Annotated in this window: 17 protein-coding genes; 5 read left to right on the top strand and 12 right to left on the bottom strand. The window is 65.9% G+C overall.

Annotated elements, in window-relative coordinates:
• Positions 1–4: 4 nt before the first annotated feature.
• The 9 genes from AB4Y36_RS03160 to AB4Y36_RS03120 form a co-directional block, all read right to left on the bottom strand.
• Positions 5–946: a carbohydrate kinase family protein gene (locus tag AB4Y36_RS03160; RefSeq protein WP_069268517.1), complete on the bottom strand. Its 942-nt coding sequence runs from the start codon at positions 944–946 to the stop codon at positions 5–7.
• A 113-nt stretch (positions 947–1059) separates the two neighbouring features.
• Positions 1060–1560: a thiol peroxidase gene (gene tpx / locus AB4Y36_RS03155; protein WP_042270386.1), complete on the bottom strand. Its 501-nt coding sequence runs from the start codon at positions 1558–1560 to the stop codon at positions 1060–1062.
• 106 nt (positions 1561–1666) lie between these two features.
• Complete coding sequence (locus AB4Y36_RS03150) at positions 1667–3034, bottom strand: DUF3426 domain-containing protein (RefSeq protein ID WP_368682261.1); 1368 nt, start codon at positions 3032–3034, stop codon at positions 1667–1669.
• A 136-nt stretch (positions 3035–3170) separates the two neighbouring features.
• On the bottom strand, positions 3171–4067 hold the full coding sequence (prmA, locus tag AB4Y36_RS03145) for a 50S ribosomal protein L11 methyltransferase (RefSeq protein WP_368682260.1): 897 nt from the start codon (positions 4065–4067) through the stop codon (positions 3171–3173).
• 3 nt (positions 4068–4070) lie between these two features.
• On the bottom strand, positions 4071–5438 hold the full coding sequence (accC, locus tag AB4Y36_RS03140; protein ID WP_028214031.1) for an acetyl-CoA carboxylase biotin carboxylase subunit: 1368 nt from the start codon (positions 5436–5438) through the stop codon (positions 4071–4073).
• Between the two features lie 148 nt (positions 5439–5586).
• On the bottom strand, positions 5587–6054 hold the full coding sequence (gene accB, locus AB4Y36_RS03135; protein WP_069268520.1) for an acetyl-CoA carboxylase biotin carboxyl carrier protein: 468 nt from the start codon (positions 6052–6054) through the stop codon (positions 5587–5589).
• Between the two features lie 97 nt (positions 6055–6151).
• Positions 6152–6604 carry a type II 3-dehydroquinate dehydratase gene (aroQ, locus tag AB4Y36_RS03130; protein WP_069268521.1) on the bottom strand — a complete coding sequence of 151 codons (453 nt, stop codon included), beginning with the start codon at positions 6602–6604 and terminating at the stop codon, positions 6152–6154.
• A gap of 194 nt (positions 6605–6798) precedes the next feature.
• On the bottom strand, positions 6799–7365 hold the full coding sequence (locus AB4Y36_RS03125; RefSeq protein WP_368682259.1) for a TlpA family protein disulfide reductase: 567 nt from the start codon (positions 7363–7365) through the stop codon (positions 6799–6801).
• Positions 7366–7376: 11 nt separating this feature from the next.
• Positions 7377–8021, bottom strand: a complete 645-nt coding sequence (locus AB4Y36_RS03120) for a UDP-N-acetylmuramate--alanine ligase (RefSeq protein WP_069268523.1) — start codon at positions 8019–8021, stop codon at positions 7377–7379.
• Between the two features lie 248 nt (positions 8022–8269).
• Between AB4Y36_RS03120 and mpl the strand changes: the two genes are divergently transcribed.
• The 5 genes from mpl to mtgA all read left to right on the top strand — a co-directional run bounded on the left by mpl (position 8270) and on the right by mtgA (position 14122).
• Positions 8270–9661 (top strand): UDP-N-acetylmuramate:L-alanyl-gamma-D-glutamyl-meso-diaminopimelate ligase, encoded by a 1392-nt coding sequence (gene mpl / locus AB4Y36_RS03115; RefSeq protein WP_368682258.1) that lies wholly within the window; start codon positions 8270–8272, stop codon positions 9659–9661.
• Positions 9658–10233, top strand: a complete 576-nt coding sequence (locus tag AB4Y36_RS03110; RefSeq protein WP_368605980.1) for a YqiA/YcfP family alpha/beta fold hydrolase — start codon at positions 9658–9660, stop codon at positions 10231–10233. The genes mpl and AB4Y36_RS03110 overlap by 4 nt, the downstream gene beginning before the upstream one ends.
• A gap of 80 nt (positions 10234–10313) precedes the next feature.
• Entirely contained in the window at positions 10314–12440 is a 2127-nt protein-coding gene (locus AB4Y36_RS03105) for a ribonuclease catalytic domain-containing protein (RefSeq protein WP_368682257.1), read from the top strand.
• Positions 12437–13312 carry a shikimate dehydrogenase gene (gene aroE / locus AB4Y36_RS03100; protein WP_342948400.1) on the top strand — a complete coding sequence of 292 codons (876 nt, stop codon included), beginning with the start codon at positions 12437–12439 and terminating at the stop codon, positions 13310–13312. Before AB4Y36_RS03105 ends, aroE begins: the two co-directional genes overlap by 4 nt.
• Before the next feature lie 36 nt (positions 13313–13348).
• Positions 13349–14122, top strand: coding sequence for a monofunctional biosynthetic peptidoglycan transglycosylase (gene mtgA, locus AB4Y36_RS03095; RefSeq protein WP_368682256.1), 774 nt, complete (start codon positions 13349–13351; stop codon positions 14120–14122).
• 81 nt (positions 14123–14203) lie between these two features.
• Here the strand turns inward: mtgA and queF are convergent, their stop codons facing one another.
• From queF to ilvA, 3 genes are read right to left on the bottom strand one after another with little or no spacing between them, the layout of a single operon-like run.
• A complete protein-coding gene (gene queF / locus AB4Y36_RS03090; RefSeq protein WP_368682255.1) occupies positions 14204–15028 on the bottom strand; it encodes an NADPH-dependent 7-cyano-7-deazaguanine reductase QueF in 825 nt (274 codons plus the stop codon).
• Complete coding sequence (locus AB4Y36_RS03085) at positions 15025–15945, bottom strand: 5'-nucleotidase (RefSeq protein ID WP_368682254.1); 921 nt, start codon at positions 15943–15945, stop codon at positions 15025–15027. The genes queF and AB4Y36_RS03085 overlap by 4 nt, the downstream gene beginning before the upstream one ends.
• Before the next feature lie 12 nt (positions 15946–15957).
• Entirely contained in the window at positions 15958–17484 is a 1527-nt protein-coding gene (ilvA, locus tag AB4Y36_RS03080) for a threonine ammonia-lyase, biosynthetic (protein ID WP_368682253.1), read from the bottom strand.
• Positions 17485–17490: the final 6 nt, after the last annotated feature.

Raw genomic sequence — 17490 nt, 5'->3', positions numbered from 1 at the left:
GCGTTCAGTTCGGCAGTTCGTAGCCGAATGCCTCCTTGAACCGTTCGTTGATCTGCGCTCGCGTAGGCGCATAGTTTTGCGGACCGAGATGCTCGATCTTGAGCGCGCCCATCAGGCTCGCGAGACGCCCCGTGGTTGCCCAGTCGAGGCCGTTCTCGATGCCGTAGAGCAGGCCGCCGCGGAAAGCGTCGCCGCAGCCGGTCGGATCGAGCACCTGAGCAGCCTTGACCGGAGGAATTTCCTCGATCTTGCCGCTGTGGTAGATCTGCGAGCCATGCTCGCCGCGCGTGATGATCAGCGCGTCGACATGGCCGGCGATTTCGTCGAACGACCAGCCGGTGCGATGGCTGACAAGATTGGCTTCGTAGTCGTTGACCGCTACGTAGGTCGCAAGTTCAATCGCGCGGCGCAAAGAAGCGCCGTCGAAGAGCGGCAGGCCCTGGCCCGGATCGAAGATAAACGGCACGCCGGCCTTCGCGAACTGCTCGACGTGCTGGACCATGCCGTCGAAGCCGTCCGGCGCGACGATGCCGAGCTTGATTCCGGGCGCTTCGTCGGCGCGGTTCAAATGCGATTGCATCATCGCGCCCGGGTGGAACGCGGTGATCTGGTTGTTCTCGAGGTCAGTCGTGATCATCGCCTGCGCGGACCACGTATCCTCCAGCACGCGCACGTGCGCCTTCGAGAGGCCGAGCGTGTCGAGGCGTTCGAGGTACGGGCGCGCGTCGGCGGCGCCGAGCGTCGCCATGATGCGGGCGTCGCCGCCGAGCAGATTGAGCGCGTACGCGATGTTGCCGGCACAGCCGCCGAACTCGCGGCGCATCGTCGGCACGAGAAAGCTCACGTTCAGGATGTGCACCTGCTCGGGCAGGATGTGCTCCCGAAAGCGACCCTCGAAGGTCATGATGTTGTCGTAGGCGAGCGAGCCGCAGATCAGCGTAGCCAAGGCGGAAATTCCTGTAGGGCGTGGTAGGGAAAGGGGGCGGCGCACCGGCCTGCGCGTCGCCTGCGCATTGATCTGAAAGCGCAGGCGCGAGGCGCGTGTGCGCCGCCGCCGGATTACTTCAGCGCGGCGAGTGCGGCGTCGTAGTTCGGTTCGTTCTTGATTTCGCTCACGCGCTCGGCGTGCAGGACGTTGTCGTTTTCGTCGAGCACGACGACGGCGCGCGCGGTCAGACCGGTGAGCGGGCCGCTCGTCACGTCCACGCCATAGGCTTGCGCGAATTCATGGCCGCGGAAGGTCGAGGCCGTGACGACGTTGGCGATGCCTTCGGTCGTGCAGAAGCGCGCGGCGGCGAACGGCAGGTCGCCCGAGATCACGACGACAGCCGTGTTGCTCAGGCCGGCGGCGGCTTCGTTGAATTTGCGCGTGGAGGTGGCGCAGGTCGGCGTGTCGAGGCTCGGCACGATGTTCAGCACCTTGCGCTTGCCGGCGAAATCGGCGAGCGAGACAGGCTTCAGATCCTTGCCGACGAGCGAGAACGCCGGGGCCTTCTGGCCGACGCTCGGGAACGTGCCGGCGACGTCGATCGGGTTACCGCCTAGCGTGACTTGACTCATGATGTGCTCTCCGGGAATGCATGGTGTGGTGAATGGCGCACCCGCGCGATACGGGACGCCGGGAAATGCGCGGGGCACGCCAGTGCACCCGCGTACAGACGGAAAATCAGGGGTAGAAAATCTCGATGCGGAAGTTCGACGCCACCACGTCGCCCGTGTCGAGCCGCACGATCATGGTCTGCGTGGTGCGTGCGGGCAAACCGGCTTCGATGGACGTGCCGGGCGTGACGTAGTCCTGCGGCCACAGCACGCGCCGCACGACGATGTTGTTCTGCCGGTCGAGCAGCGACAGCTCGATGGCGGGGTATGCGAGCGCCACGTTGAAGCGGTTGCGCAGCGGCACCTTCAGTTCGAGGTGATGCGGCTCGTTGTCGACCTGGCGCAGATCGGACGGCTCGACCAGCAGACCGTCGATGTCGCGCGGCGGCAGCACGCGGCAGCCAAGCTGCTCGCACGCCTGCTGATAGAGCGACTGCGAGTCGGGCCAGTAGACCATGACCGTTTCACGCTGCCACCACGCGAGCTGCACGACGAGCAGCGCAAACAGCAGGATGGCGATGAGCGTGCCGAGAATGCGCCAGACGAGGCCGCGCGAACCGCGCGGGCGGGCGGGCGCTTCGCGGGTGACGGCGAAGGGTGAGGCGCCGTCATTGGGCGAGAGCGCGCTGAACGCGGGCTCTGGCGCGGCTTCGCGGGTGCGGGGACCGAGCGCGGGCTCGGGGTCGTTCATGCGAGCCGCAGCCGATGTTTCGCTGGCCGAAAAGGTCGGCTCTTTCGGGCCGCTCGTGCCCAGGTTCGGCTCGCTGCGCGTCCAGCGCGCGGCGGGCGGGAAGGGTTCGGCTGCTGCGGGCTGCTGGGGTGGCGGTACCGGTTCTGCTGCAGGTGCCGCCGGCGCTCGCGGCGCATCTTGTGGAGCGCGTCCAGGCGTCGGTTCGTCGTCGAAGGCGACCCGCGACTCGGCTCCGGGCGTAATTTCAGGCGAGGCGCCGCGGGCAACGCTTGCCCCAGGCAGTTTGTCGGCGTCGTATTTCAGGCGCGGATCGCGCTGGCTGTCCTGCGGCGGCGCCCACGGGTCCCACGTGCGATTCGTGAAATTGGGTGTGGCGCCCAGCGTGGGGGGCGGCTCTTGCGATGGCGTTGCTGCTGCGGGTTGATACGCCTGATCATCGGGCTGCTGCGATGTGGCTTGTGATGCAGACTGCGATGCGAATTGTGAGGCGGGTTCCGAAGCGGGCTGCGCGGCAAAGCGCGAAGGGGGCTCCGATGGCGGCGAGGTCAGGCTGGCCGCGATTTCGGCTGCAAGGGGCACCGCGCGCGTGAAGTCGCCCCCTTCGGGCATCTCGTACAAACTGCCCGACGCGTCGAACGCTTCCTGACAATGTCCGCAACGCACGAGGCCTCGCCGCACGGCGAGCTGCGTTGGCTGGATGCGGAATACGGTTTCACAGAAGGGGCAGCGCGTTGCCAGAAGCATGTGGGCCGAAGATCTGGGTAGACCGGAGGATTGGTGATACCCGCATTCTACTGGCAATCCACCGCAGTCTACGACTTCGGTCTTGCCGCTTGGGGCGCGATCAGGCTCGTGCGAGCCCGATCGGAACGGGAAGGGACTAGGCGCGCCGCGTGCCCGCGAGGCAGACCCAGCCTTCGTGTTCGCGCCAGACCGAGATCTCGATCCACTGCGCGTACACCTGCGCGACTTCCTCGGCCTGGCGCGCGAGAATGCCCGAAAGTGCGATGCGCCCACCCGGCTTCACGCGCGACGAGAGCATCGAGGCCATCAGCTTGAGCGGATTCGACAGAATATTGGCGACGACGATGTCGAACTTGCCGGCGGGGCAATCGTCGGGCAGGCCGTAGGTGACCGCCGCGCGATTGCGCTCGCTGTTGTGGCGCGCCGACTCGACTGCCTGGGGGTCGATGTCGATGCCGATCACCGGATTCGCTCCGCACTTCTTCGCGAGGATCGCGAGGATGCCCGAGCCGCAGCCGTAATCGAGCAGCGAATTGCCCGGCTGCACGTGCTGTTCGAGCCATTCCATGCACAGACGCGTGGTGGGATGGCTGCCTGTGCCGAACGCGAGGCCCGGGTCCAGCTCGAGCACGAGCGCGTCCGGGTCCGGGGCATCGTGCCACGACGGCACGACCCAGATGCGCTCGCCGATCTGGATCGGGTCGAACTGCGATTGCGTCAGACGCACCCAGTCCTGCTCCTCGACTTCGCGCAGCGAGAACTTCGGCGTTTGCGCGAGACCCAACTCGTTCGAAGCGGCCATGAGCAGCACGGCGGGATCCTGATCGGCGCCGATCAGCGCAATCACGCGCGAATGCTGCCACGCGGTGCGCTCGGGCGTTAAGCCCGGCTCGCCGAAGAGCGGCTGCTCGTCGGGCGTGTCGGCGTCGGCATCTTCCACCGACACCGAGAGGGCGCCAAGCTCGATCAGCGCGTCGGAAAGTGCTTCCGCGCGGTCACGCTCGAGCTCGACGATCAGTTCCCGGTAGCTCATGAATTACGCTTCGTCCTTCTTCACTGCCTGACGTTCGGCCAGACGGCTTTCGAGGTAGTGAATGCTCGTGCCGCCCTCGACGAACTTCGCGTCCAGCATCAGCTCGCGGTGCAGCGGGATGTTGGTCTGAATGCCTTCGACCACCATTTCCGAGAGCGCGATGCGCATGCGCTGAATAGCCTGCTCGCGCGTGGCGCCGTAGGTGATCAGCTTGCCGATCATCGAATCATAGTTCGGCGGCACGAAATAGCCATTGTAGGCATGCGAGTCGACGCGCACGCCAGGGCCACCCGGCATGTGCCACGACGTGAGACGGCCCGGCGACGGCGTGAACTTGAACGGATCTTCCGCGTTGATACGGCACTCGATCGCGTGACCCTTCAACTGGATGTCGCGCTGGCGGAACGAGAGCTTTTCGCCCGCAGCAATGCGGATCTGCTCCTGCACGATGTCGATGCCCGTGATCAGCTCGGTGACCGGGTGCTCGACCTGCACGCGCGTGTTCATCTCGATGAAGTAGAACTCGCCGTTTTCATACAGGAACTCGAACGTGCCCGCACCGAGGTAGCCCATCTTCTTGCAGGCGTCGGCGCAGCGATCGCCGATGCGATCGAGCAGGCGGCGCGCGATGCCCGGCGCCGGCGCTTCCTCGATCACCTTCTGGTGGCGGCGCTGCATGGAGCAGTCGCGCTCGCCGAGCCACACGGCATTCTTGAACGAGTCCGCGAGAATCTGGATTTCGATGTGACGCGGGTTCTCGAGGTACTTCTCCATGTAGACCTGCGGGTTGCCGAACGCACGGCCGGCTTCCTCGCGGGTCATGTTGACCGCGTTCACGAGCGCCGCTTCCGTATGCACGACGCGCATGCCGCGCCCGCCGCCGCCGCCCGCCGCCTTGATGATGACGGGGTAGCCGATCGCGCGCGCGATCTTCACGATTTCCTTCGGATCGTCGGGCAGCGCGCCTTCCGAGCCCGGCACGCAGGGCACGCCGGTCTTGATCATGGTCTGCTTCGCCGTGACCTTGTCGCCCATCATGCGGATCGTTTCCGGGCGCGGGCCGATGAACGTGAAGCCCGACTGCTCGACACGCTCGGCGAAATCGGCGTTCTCGGAGAGGAAGCCGTAACCGGGGTGGATCGCTTCTGCGTCGGTGACTTCGGCCGCGCTGATGAGCGCCGGCATGTTCAGATAGGAGAGGTTCGAAGGCGCCGGGCCGATACAGACCGCCTCGTCCGCGAGCTTCACGTACTTGGCTTCCTTATCGGCTTCCGAATAGACGACGACCGTCTTGACGCCGAGTTCGCGGCATGCGCGCTGGATGCGGAGCGCGATTTCGCCACGATTGGCAATGAGGATTTTTTCAAACATGGTGGGTATTCGACTCATCAAAGGGCGTCGCAAGTCGTATGTGCGTACGCCTCAGAGGATCGGTCGCGTGCGTCGCCGTCATGGGGCGCCAAACGCGACAAACGCGGCGGCGGCCAAAAAAGAAGGCCGCCGCCGCGCGCAGAAAAGCTTAGGCGATCACGTAGAGCGGCTGGCCGTATTCGACTGCCTGACCGTTCTCGACGAGGATTTCCTTGACCACGCCGGCCGTGTCCGACTCGATCTCGTTGAGCAGCTTCATCGCCTCGATGATGCAAAGCGTCTGGCCTTCCTTGACCGTGTCGCCAACCTGGACGAACGGGTCGGCGCCCGGCGACGGCGCGCGGTAGAACGTGCCCACCATCGGCGAGGTCACGACGTGGCCTTGCGGCACGGGGGGCGCGGCGGGAGCCGCAGCGGCAGCTTCGCCCACATGGGCGGGCGCTGCGAGCGGGGCACCCATGGCCGGCGCCGCGTATTGCGCGGGGCCAGGCTGCACGTAAACGGGCGGCGCGTTCTTGACGATGCGCACCTTGCCTTCACCCTCGGTCACTTCGAGCTCCGAGATGCCCGATTCGGAGACGAGGTCGATCAGAGTCTTCAGCTTACGTAGATCCATGGTGCAGCCCCTTTTACTTTGAATACGTGAAGTGCCGGGGCGCGCGCGTCCCGACACGGGTTGTTGTTCAGGTATTGACGGTCATCCGACGCAGGAATCAGGCCGCCGACCGGGCAGCGAGCCGGTCGAGCGCGTATTCGAGCGCGTAGAGATAACCCTTCCAGCCGAGGCCGCAAATCACACCTTCGGCCTGGTCGGAAAAATACGAATGGTGCCGGAAGGACTCGCGGCGATGCACGTTCGACAAGTGAATCTCGACGAACGGGATGCCGACGCCTGCCAGCGCATCCCGGATCGCCACGCTCGTATGCGTATACGCGGCCGGGTTGATCAGGATGAAGTCGGTCTGCTCGGTGCGAGCCGACTGAATGCGGTCGACCAGTGCGCCTTCGTGATTGCTCTGGAAGGTCGCGAGTTCGACGCCGGCGTCCCCTGCACGGTCCGAGAGCGCTTGATCGATCTGCGGCAGCGTCACGCGCCCATACACCTCCGGTTCCCGGGTGCCGAGAAGATTGAGGTTGGGGCCGTGCAGAACCAGCAGTCGCGTCATGGTCGCTTCTTTTTCCGTGGAATTGCGCGAACTTTAGCGCCGATTAGAGAAATTTGTCTAGTTTTCCGATAAGGGGATATGGCCCCGACTACCCGCTGCGGCGAGGGTTTGGGTCGATCTTCGGTCAAATGACAGGATTTTCACGGCAAAAGCCCATTTATGGCGCCTAAGATCTTGTCAGACGATCTGCTGCGTCAAAGCGCGTCGAGGGTGCGCCGAAGCTCGTCCGGCTTGATTTGCCCTAATTTTGTCGCACGAACGGCGCCGTTCGCGTCGATTACGACCGTGTAAGGTAAGCCGCCCGCGCTGTTGCCGAATGCGCGTGCGACATCCGCGCCGCCGAAACCGGCGATGTAGATCGGGTAATCGACGGGCACCTTCTTGAGGAACGTCTTGATGTTCGCGGCCGAATCCACGCCGACGCCGACGAACTGAATTCCCTTCTTCGCGTACTCGCGCTGGAGCGCGGAAAGCTCCGGCATTTCCTCCACACACGGGCCGCACCAGGAAGCCCAGAAGTTGACCACGATCGGCCGGCCCCTGTAGATGGCGAGCGATTGCGCCTTGCCGTCCGGGTTCGTGACTGCCGCCGACCAGAGCTGGGTGAGCGCATTCTGCTTGCCGCTCGCCGACGCCGCGCTTACCGAGGTCGCGTCGGCCGCGTCGGCGCTGCCGCTCGTTGCCCAGTGCCCAGCCAGTAGGCCGCCGCCTGCGGCGATTGCCGCCACTGCCACGCCGGCCAGAATCCGCTTCGTATTCATCGCTGCCGTTATCAGGTTGTGGAAGAAGTGGCGCCGCTCTCGTCGATCAGCGCCTGGAGGGCCTGCGCATTGGCGCGCGGCAGCCTGCCACGCGCGTCGGCGCGCACGGCGCCGCGCAAGTCGTCCGTATTGTAGAGCGCAACGTGGATGCCCACCGGCTCCTCGGCGCGTGACGGGCGCCACATGAAGCTGAGAGTTTCCACGAGGCCGCGCGCCGCGAAATGGCGCGTCTCCGACACGTCGTACTGCACGTTCGCATTCAGGAGCCAGATCGCGACATCCTTCGCGTTGTCACAGAAAATCTGCAGATGGATGTCGGAGTGCTCGCCCGCCGTGCCATTGAGCACCGCACCGGTCAGAAACGGATTGAACGCATCGAGCCGCTGCATCCATTCGAGCGCGATCTCGCGCAGGCGGCGCAGCACCGCAGGCTGGCTGTCGCTTTGAAAGAGGGCCTGATATTCGCGGATCTCTTCCTCGATCTGATCGTTGTCGGGCAACCAGGTGCCTTCGATACGCGTTTCCCCCACTACCTGCCGGGCAGCCTTGCGTTTGGCGGTGGCGTAGTCGAGGCCGTCCTCGGCGATCATCCTTGCTGCCGCGATGGCGATTTCCTCGCGCACGCGCTGGGGATCGAAATGTGATCTGCGAACCATCTTTTAATGATACTAGAGATCGCCCTGGCTCCTGCACGCAGCCACTGCGCCGCGTCCGCTGCCGGGTGCGCAGGGATTTTCCGTCGCTGCGGGGACCGAGGTCGAGCCAATAGGGCTCAGGGCCTCGGGTACAATACCCGTTCTTTGCTGCGGCGGCGCAGGACTGCCGACGTTCCAGCTTCTCCGTCCTTTTCAACCTGATCAATCCGATCAACGCGTTCACGACGCCCGCGCGGCGCGACAGGCTTATGCACATCCATATCCTCGGCATCTGCGGCACGTTCATGGGCGGACTCGCGGTGCTCGCGCGCAGCGCGGGCCACACGGTGACCGGCTGCGACGCCGGCGTGTACCCGCCGATGAGCACCCAGCTCGAAGCGCAGGGCATCCGCCTCATCGAGGGTTACGACGCGAGCCAGACCGAACTCAATCCCGATCTCTACGTGATCGGCAACGTGGTCACGCGCGGCAACCCGCTGATGGAGGAGATCCTCAATCGCGGCTTGCCGTACACGTCGGGTCCGCAGTGGCTCGGCGACCACGTGCTGCGCGACAAGTGGGTGCTCGCGGTGGCGGGCACGCACGGCAAGACCACCACGAGCTCGATGCTCACGTGGCTGCTCGAAGACGCGGGCCTGAATCCCGGCTTCCTGATCGGCGGCGTGCCGCTGAACTTCGGCGTGTCGGCGCGCCTGACCGATTCGAGCTTCTTCGTGATCGAAGCCGACGAGTACGACACGGCGTTCTTCGACAAGCGCTCGAAGTTCGTTCATTACCGTCCGCGCACGGCGCTGCTCAACAATCTCGAATTCGATCACGCCGACATCTTCCCCGATCTCGCGGCGATCGAAACGCAGTTCCATCATCTCGTGCGCACGATTCCGGGCGTTGGCCGCATCGTCACGAACGGCCGTTCGGACGCGCTCGAACGCGTGCTCACGCGCGGCGCATGGAGCGACGTGGAGCGCTTCGGCGTGGATGGCGGCTGGCAGGCGCTGCCGGCGGAAGACGGCGTGGCCGTGGACGAGCGCTTCGCCGTCTATCACAACAGCGAACGTGCAGGCGTGGTGGACTGGCAGATCCAGGGTGAACACAACCGCCTGAACGCGCTCGCGGCGATCGCCGCCGCGCGCAGCGTGGGCGTGCCGCCTGCTCAGGCCGCGGCCTCGCTCGCCACGTTCCGCAACGTGAAGCGCCGCATGGAAGTGCGCGGCAGCATTGACGGTGTGACCGTCTACGACGATTTCGCGCACCATCCCACGGCCATCGAAACGACGATCGCCGGCCTGCGCACGCGCGTCGGTCACGAAAACACGCGCATCCTCGCCGTGCTCGAGCCGCGCTCGAACACGATGAAGCTCGGCGTGATGAAGGCGCAACTGCCCGCCAGTCTCGCCGACGCCGACCTCGTGTTCGGCTACGGCGCACTGAGCGGCAAGGACGCGCTCGGCTGGGATCTCCCCGGTGCGCTTGCGCCGCTCGGCGAGAAGGCCCGCGCTTTCCACGATCTCGAAGCGCTCGTGAAGGCGGTCGTCGCAGCAGCACGCCCCGGCGACCAGGTGCTCGTGATGAGCAACGGCGGCTTCGGCGGCGTGCATCAAAAGCTGCTCGATGCGCTCTCGGCACGGAGCGCGGCGTGATCGTCTATCTGCACGGCTTTCGCTCGTCGCCCCAGTCGTTCAAGGCGCGCCTCCTGGCGGCGCGCATGGCCGAGCTGGGACGCAGCGGCGAATGGCTGTGCCCGACGCTGCCGGTTTCGCCGCGCGAGGCGATTGCGCTCGCTGAGCAGGAGATCGGCGCGCAAATGAAGCCGGGCGAGCGCGTCACGCTCATCGGCAGCTCGCTTGGCGGCTACTTCGCCACGCATCTCGCGGAAAAGCACGGCTGGCGCGCCGCGCTGCTGAACCCGGCGGTGGTGCCTGACCGCGATCTGTCGAAGTATCTCGGCGAGCAGCCGCTCTGGCACGGCGGCGGCAGCATCGTCGTCGAACCGCGTCACCTGGACGAGTTGCGCGCGCTGGCCGTTACGTCGGTGACGCAACCCGCGCGCTACTATCTGATCGCCGCGACCGGCGACGAAGTGCTCGATTACCGCGAGATGCTCGCGCACTATCCGGGTGTGCCCACACACCTGATCGAAGGCAGCGATCATGGCATCAGCGAGTTCGCAGATTACGTCGACGAAGTGATCCGTTTCTGCGACGCCGCTTGATGCGTGCGAACGCCTATATGTATACAGCACCGCCCGCGCGCCGCGCCGGCGGTCGAAGCAAGTCTGAACGAGAGTATTGAGTGAACGTTTTCTTTGAGGAATCGGGCAGTTTCAAGGCCGGCAGCGTGCTGTCGCGCCAGGGCGATGCATTTCAGGTCGAGCTGCCGGGCGGCCGGCGCGCCAAGGTGCGCGCAAAAGACGTGCTGATCGAGTTCGAGAAGCCGGCTGCGAGCGAACTGCTGGAGCAGGCGGACGCCGCCGCCCAGGAGATCGATCTCGACTTCCTGTGGGAATGCGCGCCTGCCGACGAATTTGCGTACACGGCGCTTGCGAGCGAGTACTTCGGCGAGACCTACGGTCCGGTGGAGCGCGCCGCGCTCGTGCTGCGCCTGCATGGCTCGCCCGTGTACTTTCGCCGCAAGGGGCGCGGCCAGTATCAGCGCGCGCCCGAAGAGCAGCTCAAGATGGCGCTGGCCTCGCTCGAGCGCAAGCGTCAGCAGGCGCTGGTGCAGGCCGGCTACGAGGAGGAGCTGAAGGCGGGTGGACTGCCCGAGGCGTTCAAGGGTAAGGCGCTCGGACTCCTCACGAAGCCGGACAAGAACTCGATCGAATACAAGGCGCTCGAAGCGGCGGCCGCTGCGCGCGGCATTTCGATGCCGCGTCTCATGCTCGAAAACGGCGGCATCGCTTCGCCGCGCGCGCTGCACGAGGCACGCTTCCTCGCGGACTTTTTCCCGCACGGCACCGGCTTCCCGCCGGTCGAAGTGGGCACGCTGCCCGAGGATCTGCCCGATGCCGCCGAGCACGTGCAGGCGTTCTCGATCGACGACGTCACCACGACCGAAATCGACGACGCATTCTCGATCGAGCATCTGGCCGACGGGCGCGTGCGCATCGGCATTCACATCGCGGCACCCGCACTTGGCATCCAGCGCGGCGACACGGCGGATACGATCGCGCGTACGCGTCTTTCGACGGTCTACATGCCCGGCGACAAGATCACGATGCTGCCCGACGATTTCGTCGACGCCTTCACGCTCAAGGAAGGCGGTCTGCGCCCGGCGCTTTCGCTCTACTGCATCGTGAACCGCGAGACACAAGAGATCGTCGCGACCGAAACGCGCGCCGAGCGCGTGTTCGTGAAGAGCAATCTGCGTCACAACACGCTCGACGAAGTCGTCACCGAAGCGACGCTCGCCGCGGGCACGGGCGAGTATCCGCACAAGGACGACATCGCCGTGCTGTGGCCGTTCGCGCAGGCCCTGTTCGAGAAGCGCCAGCAGGCGCGCGCCGGTTACGGCCTGCGCCGCGAGGTCCAGCGCAACACCGACTTCAACTTCTACGTGGAAGGCGAGCATGTCACCATCTCGCCGCGCCGCCGCGGCTCGCCGCTCGACCTGATCGTCGCGGAGCTGGCGATTCTCGCGAACTCCACGTGGGGCGCTTTCCTGCACGACCATGGCGTGCCGGGCATCTATCGCTCGCAGCGCGCGTTCGGCGCGCCGACCGGCCCCAAGCGCACGCGCATGCAGACCAACGCCGCGCCGCACGAAGGCCTCGGCGTCGCGCAGTATGCGTGGAGCACCTCGCCGCTGCGCCGCTACGTGGACCTCGTGAACCAGTGGCAGCTGCTCGCCTGTGTGGAGCACGGCGTGGCCGCCAAGCTCGTCGCGCCGTTCAAGCCCAAGGACGCCGATCTGTTCGCCGTCGTGCAGGGCTTCGACGAGACTTACACCGCTTACGCCGACCATCAGCGCCGCATGGAGTACTTCTGGTGCCTGCGCTGGTTGCAGCAGGAAATGCGCGGTGAAGCGGGGCGCGAGCCGCGCCGCGAGTTCCCGGCGAGCGTGGTGAAGGACGACCTGGTGCGCTTCGAAGAAGTGCCGCTGCTCATGCACGTGCCTGCACTCGGCGTGCACGCGCGCGGCACGCGCCTGATGATGGAAGTGCTGTCGATCGACGAGCTGACCATCGAGGCTTCGGTGCGCATGCTGCGCGTGCTCGATGCGCCCGTCGTGACGAGCGGCGAGCAGGCCGAAGAGGATGCGGGCGAAGACGAAGAGCTGATCGAAGCCGCCGACGAATCCGCACAAAGCGAAGCAGAAGCTGTCGCAGAAGCGGGCGACGCCGACGGCGAGACGGCAAGCGATGCGCCCGCGGCAGAAGAGCAATCGAGCGAACAGCACGCCACGGAGCCGCGCGAATGAGCGTCAGGGAGTCGAAGCCTGTTGTGCACGCCGACCGCTACGCCGTAGTCGGCAATCCGGTGGCGCACAGCAAGTCGCCGTACATCCACGCGCAGTTCGCGCTGCAAACGGGCGAGCGCGTTGAATACGACCGCCTGCTCGCGCCGCTCGACGGCTTCGTCCAGCACGTGCAGGCCTTTCACGCGGCTGGCGGGCGCGGCCTGAACGTGACCGTGCCGTTCAAGCTGGAAGCGCACGCGCTTGCGCACAAGCTCTCGCCGCGAGCGGCGGCGGCGGGCGCGGTGAACACGCTGCGCTTCGATGCGGACGGCATCTTCGGCGACAACACCGACGGCTTCGGCCTCGTGCGCGACATCGAGGTGAACCTCGGCGTTGCGCTCGAAGGCGCGCGCGTGCTGCTGCTCGGTGCGGGCGGCGCGGCGCGCGGCGTCGTGCTGCCGATGCTCGAGCGCCGGCCCCGCGAGATCACCATCGTGAACCGCACGGCGCCCAAGGCGCACGCGCTCATCGAACAGTTCGCAGGCGCGGCGGGCGAGTTCGGCTGCATTCTCAACGGTGGCGGTCCTCAAGACGTCGATCCCAAGCCTTACGACGTGATCGTGAACGCGACGGCGGGCAGCCTCGATGCGGCGTTGCCCGAGTGTGACGAGCGCGCGTTCGGCACCGGTACGCTCGCCTACGACATGATGTACGGCGCGCAGCCCACCGTGTTCATGCGCCACGCGCAGGCACTCGGCGCGCGCGCGGCCGACGGCCTCGGCATGCTGGTCGAGCAGGCCGCCGAGTCGTTCTTCGTGTGGCGCGGCGTGCGGCCCGAGGGCGCGCCGGTGCTGGCGGCGTTGCGCGCGCAGCTCGCCGCGCAGGCCGCGTAACGCCCCGCGCCTCTCGCACAAAACGGAGACGACGCCATGCGCAGGCAAGCCATCGGTGCGCAGGCCGCGGCGATCGCGAGCGGTAGCGGGCGGCGCGCGCAGTCGCGCAAACGTCCTGGCGCGCTGCGCTGGCTGACCTGGGTCGTCTCGGTGTGCGCGATTGCGTGGATCGCCACGCAACTCTTCTACTTCGCGCAAATCGCGCTCTGGAACTTCGTCGATCCGCAAACCACGGCGTTCATGCGCACCGACGCCGCGCGTCTTTCCACCGACCGCCCCGGTCTCTCGATCCAGCACGAATGGGTCCCGTACGAACAGATCTCGCGCAACCTGAAGCGCGCGATCATCGCTTCCGAGGACGCGAACTTCGTCAACAACAACGGCTACGAAACCGACGCCATCCTCCAGGCTTGGGAAAGGAACAAGCAGCGCGGCCATATCGTGCGCGGCGGCTCGACCATCACGCAGCAGCTCGCGCGCAACCTGTTCCTCTCGCGCGAGCAGAGCTACATCCGCAAGGGCCAGGAGTTCATCATCACGTGGATGCTGCAGACGCTGCTCGACAAGGAACGCATCTTCGAGATCTATCTGAATTCGGTGGAGTGGGGCAATGGCGTGTACGGTGCGCAAGTCGCCGCGCGCTACTACTACCGCACGAGCGCCGCGAAGCTCACGCCGTGGCAGTCGGCGCGGCTCGCGGTGATGCTGCCGCGTCCCAGGTACTTCGACGAGCATCGCAACTCGGCCTATATCGCGCAGCGCACCGCCGTGATTGCGCGTCGCATGGGGGCGGCCGAGCTGCCGCATTGAAGCGCCGTCGCATCGCCACACCAATGAAAAACGCGCCGTCTTTGCGGCGCGTTTTCCTTTGATTGTCTGCGTTTCTTCCGCTTACTGGCGAGCGAGCCGCGCGTTATCCGGCATCGGCATGTTGAAGTTGGTGCGAAACGGATTGATGTCGAGGCCGCCGCGCCGCGTGTAGCGCGCGTAGACAGCGAGCCGGTCCGGTTTGCACTCGCGCAGGATGTCCATGAAGATGCGCTCGGCGCACTGCTCGTGAAAGCCCGTGTGATTGCGGTACGAGATGATGTAGCGCAACAGGCCCGCCTGGTCGATCTGCGGCCCGACGTAGTGGATCTGCACGCTGCCCCAGTCGGGCTGGCCCGTCACCGGGCAGTTCGACTTGAGCAGGTTCGAGATCAGCGTTTCTTCTACCGGGGCTTCGTCGAAAGCCGCCTTGAGCAGCGTCGGCTCCGGGCGATAGATTTCCGTATCGAGATCGAGGCGATCGAGCGAGAGGCCTTCGAATTCCTCGAACGGGATCTTGCCGAACGCGCCCGGCTGCTCGAGCCGCACCGATACCGACGCGCCGCAGGCCGCCGTCACATCGCGCTTGATCGTCTCGCGCACCACCTCGGCGGATTCGAACGGCGTTTGCGCGAACGAGCCCAGATAGAGCTTGAACGACTTCGATTCGATGATGTTCGGCGAGTCGGCGGGAATGAAGAACGTGGCGATCGCGATCTGCGGCTTGCCGCGCGCGTTGAGCCACGAAAGCTCGTAGGCGTTCCAGATATCGCTGCCGAAGAAGGGCAGTTGCGCGCCAATGCCGATCTGCTCGCGCGCGCCCGCGCGCGGGATCGGGAAGAGGAGCGAAGCGTCGTATTGCTCGGTGTAGGTGGAGGCCTTGCCGAGCGGAGATTGATCGGGAGTCATGATGCGTTGGCTTCGGTTGCGAGATTGGTCACGCCGCTTGCCACGTGCCCGGTGGCCGTGACCGAGCGCGCGGATTCGCAATGGCGGATCTGGTCGTCGAAGAAAAAATCGGGTTCGAACTCGCGCAGGAACGGGCCTTTGTCGAGTCCGCCAAGGAACATCGCTTCGTCGATCTCGATGTTCCAGGCCATCAGCGTACGGATTGCGCGCTCGTGCGCGGGCGCCGAACGTGCGGTGACGAGGGCGGTGCGGATGCGCATTTGCGCGTTCGCGTCGGCGAGCTTCTGCAGACGGTTGAGCGCTGCGAGCAGCGGCTGCAACGGGCCTTGCGCGAGCGGCAGTTCGCGGTTGTCGCGCTCGTGGCTCACGAAGGCGGAAAGCCCCTTGCTCTGGAAAATCTGCTCGGCTTCGTCGGAAAACAGCACCGCATCGCCGTCGAAGGCAATGCGAATCTCTTGCGCGTTGCGTTCCGCCATTGTCGCCGATTCTGGAAAGACGCGTGCAGCGGGGAATCCAGCGTCGAGCGCGCTCTTCACATCGGCCGGATTCGCGGAGAGAAACAGCGACGCGTTGAGCGGCTTGAGGTAATGCCAGGGCTCGCGCCCGCGCGTGAACACGCCGCGCTGAATGTCGAGCCCGTGCTCGCGGCACGAACTGAACGCGCGCAGACCGCTGATGGGATCGCTGCGCGAGAGGATCACCACTTCCACGTGATGTGCGCCGTCATTGAGCGCGAGCAGCTTGCGGATCAGCGCGAACGCCACGCCTGGCCGCGCGGGCACGTTCAGGCGCTCGCGCTGGAGCGCCTCGTAGGCTCGCAGGTCGCCCGCCTCGAACACGTGGTTTTCCTCCTCGAAATCGAAGAGCGCACGCGACGAAATGGCGACGACGAGCTTGTCGGAAAGCGATACGGACACGATGGCCGCTCGTTACGCGAGGAACAACCGATACGCCGGGTTTTGCGTCTCTTCCCAGTGCGGATAGCCGAGCGTCGCGAGGAAACGGCGGAACTCGGCGTCTTCGGCGGCGGGCACCTGGATGCCCACCAGAATCGAGCTGTAGTCGGCGCCCTGGTTGCGGTAGTGGAACAGGCTGATGTTCCAGTTCGGCGCCATCGACGAAAGGAAACGCATGAGCGCGCCCGGCCGCTCCGGAAACTCGAAGCGGAACAGGCGTTCGTCGTGCGCGAGCGGCGAGCGTCCGCCCACCATGTAGCGGATGTGCTGCTTCGACAGTTCGTCGCCCGTGAGATCGACGCTCGGAAAGCCGTGATCGACGAAGGTCCTCGCGATCTGCTGCGACTCGCCGCGGTTGCGGATCTGCACGCCCACAAAGATGTGCGCGCGCTCGGCGTCGTCGATGCGGTAGTTGAACTCGGTCACGCTGCGCGTACCGACCAGCTCGCAGAAGCGCTTGAAGCTGCCGCGCTCCTCGGGGATCGTCACCGCGAACACCGCTTCGCGCGCCTCGCCCACCTCGGCACGCTCGGCCACGAAGCGCATGCGGTCGAAGTTCATGTTCGCGCCCGAGGTGATCGCCACCAGCGTCTGCCCCTCGATGCCCTCGCGCTCCGCGTACTGCTTCGCGCCCGCCACGGCCAGTGCGCCTGCGGGTTCGAGCACGCTGCGCGTGTCCTGGAAGACGTCCTTGATCGCGGCGCAAAGGGCATCCGTATCGACCGTGAGCACTTCGTCGAGATACTGGTGGCACAGGCGGAAGGTTTCCTCGCCCACGAGCTTGACGGCCGTGCCGTCGGAGAACAGCCCGACTTCGGTGAGTTCCACGCGCTTGCCGGCCTTGATCGACTGCGCCATCGCGCAGGAATCGTCGGTCTGCACGCCGATCACCCTGATCTCGGGGCGCACGGCTTTTACGTACGCCGCCACGCCCGCAGCCAGCCCGCCGCCGCCGATCGGCACGAAGATCGCGTGAATCGGGGCCTGATGCTGGCTCAGCACTTCCATCGCCACGGTGCCCTGGCCGGCGATCACGTGGGGATCGTCGAACGGATGCACGAAGGTCAGGCCGCGTTCTTCCTGCAGGCGCACGGCGTGGGCGTAGGCGTCGCTGTACGACTCGCCGGCCTGCACGACCTCGACGGTGGCGCCGCCGTGGGCGCGCACGGCATCGACCTTTACCTGCGGCGTGGTCACCGGCACGCAGATCACGGCCTTCACGCCGAGCTTCGCCGCCGACAGCGCGACGCCCTGCGCGTGGTTGCCCGCCGAGGCGGTGATCACGCCGCGCTCGAGCTGCGCGGGCGAGAGATGCGCCATCTTGTTGTAGGCGCCGCGCAGCTTGAAGGAGAACACCGGCTGGTTGTCCTCGCGCTTGAGGAACACGGCGTTGCGCAGACGCGCCGAGAGGTTCGGGGCGCGCTCGAGTTCAGTTTCGCGGGCGACATCGTACACGCGGGCGGTGAGGATCTTCTTCAGGTAATCGTCGTGGGAGGCCATGCGAGG

The sequence above is a fragment of the Paraburkholderia sp. BR10936 genome, assembly GCF_040965735.1.
Classification (GTDB): domain Bacteria; phylum Pseudomonadota; class Gammaproteobacteria; order Burkholderiales; family Burkholderiaceae; genus Paraburkholderia; species Paraburkholderia nodosa_A.
The sequence above is the reverse complement of the archived record's forward strand: the minus strand, read 5'-3'. Positions and strand labels throughout refer to the sequence as shown.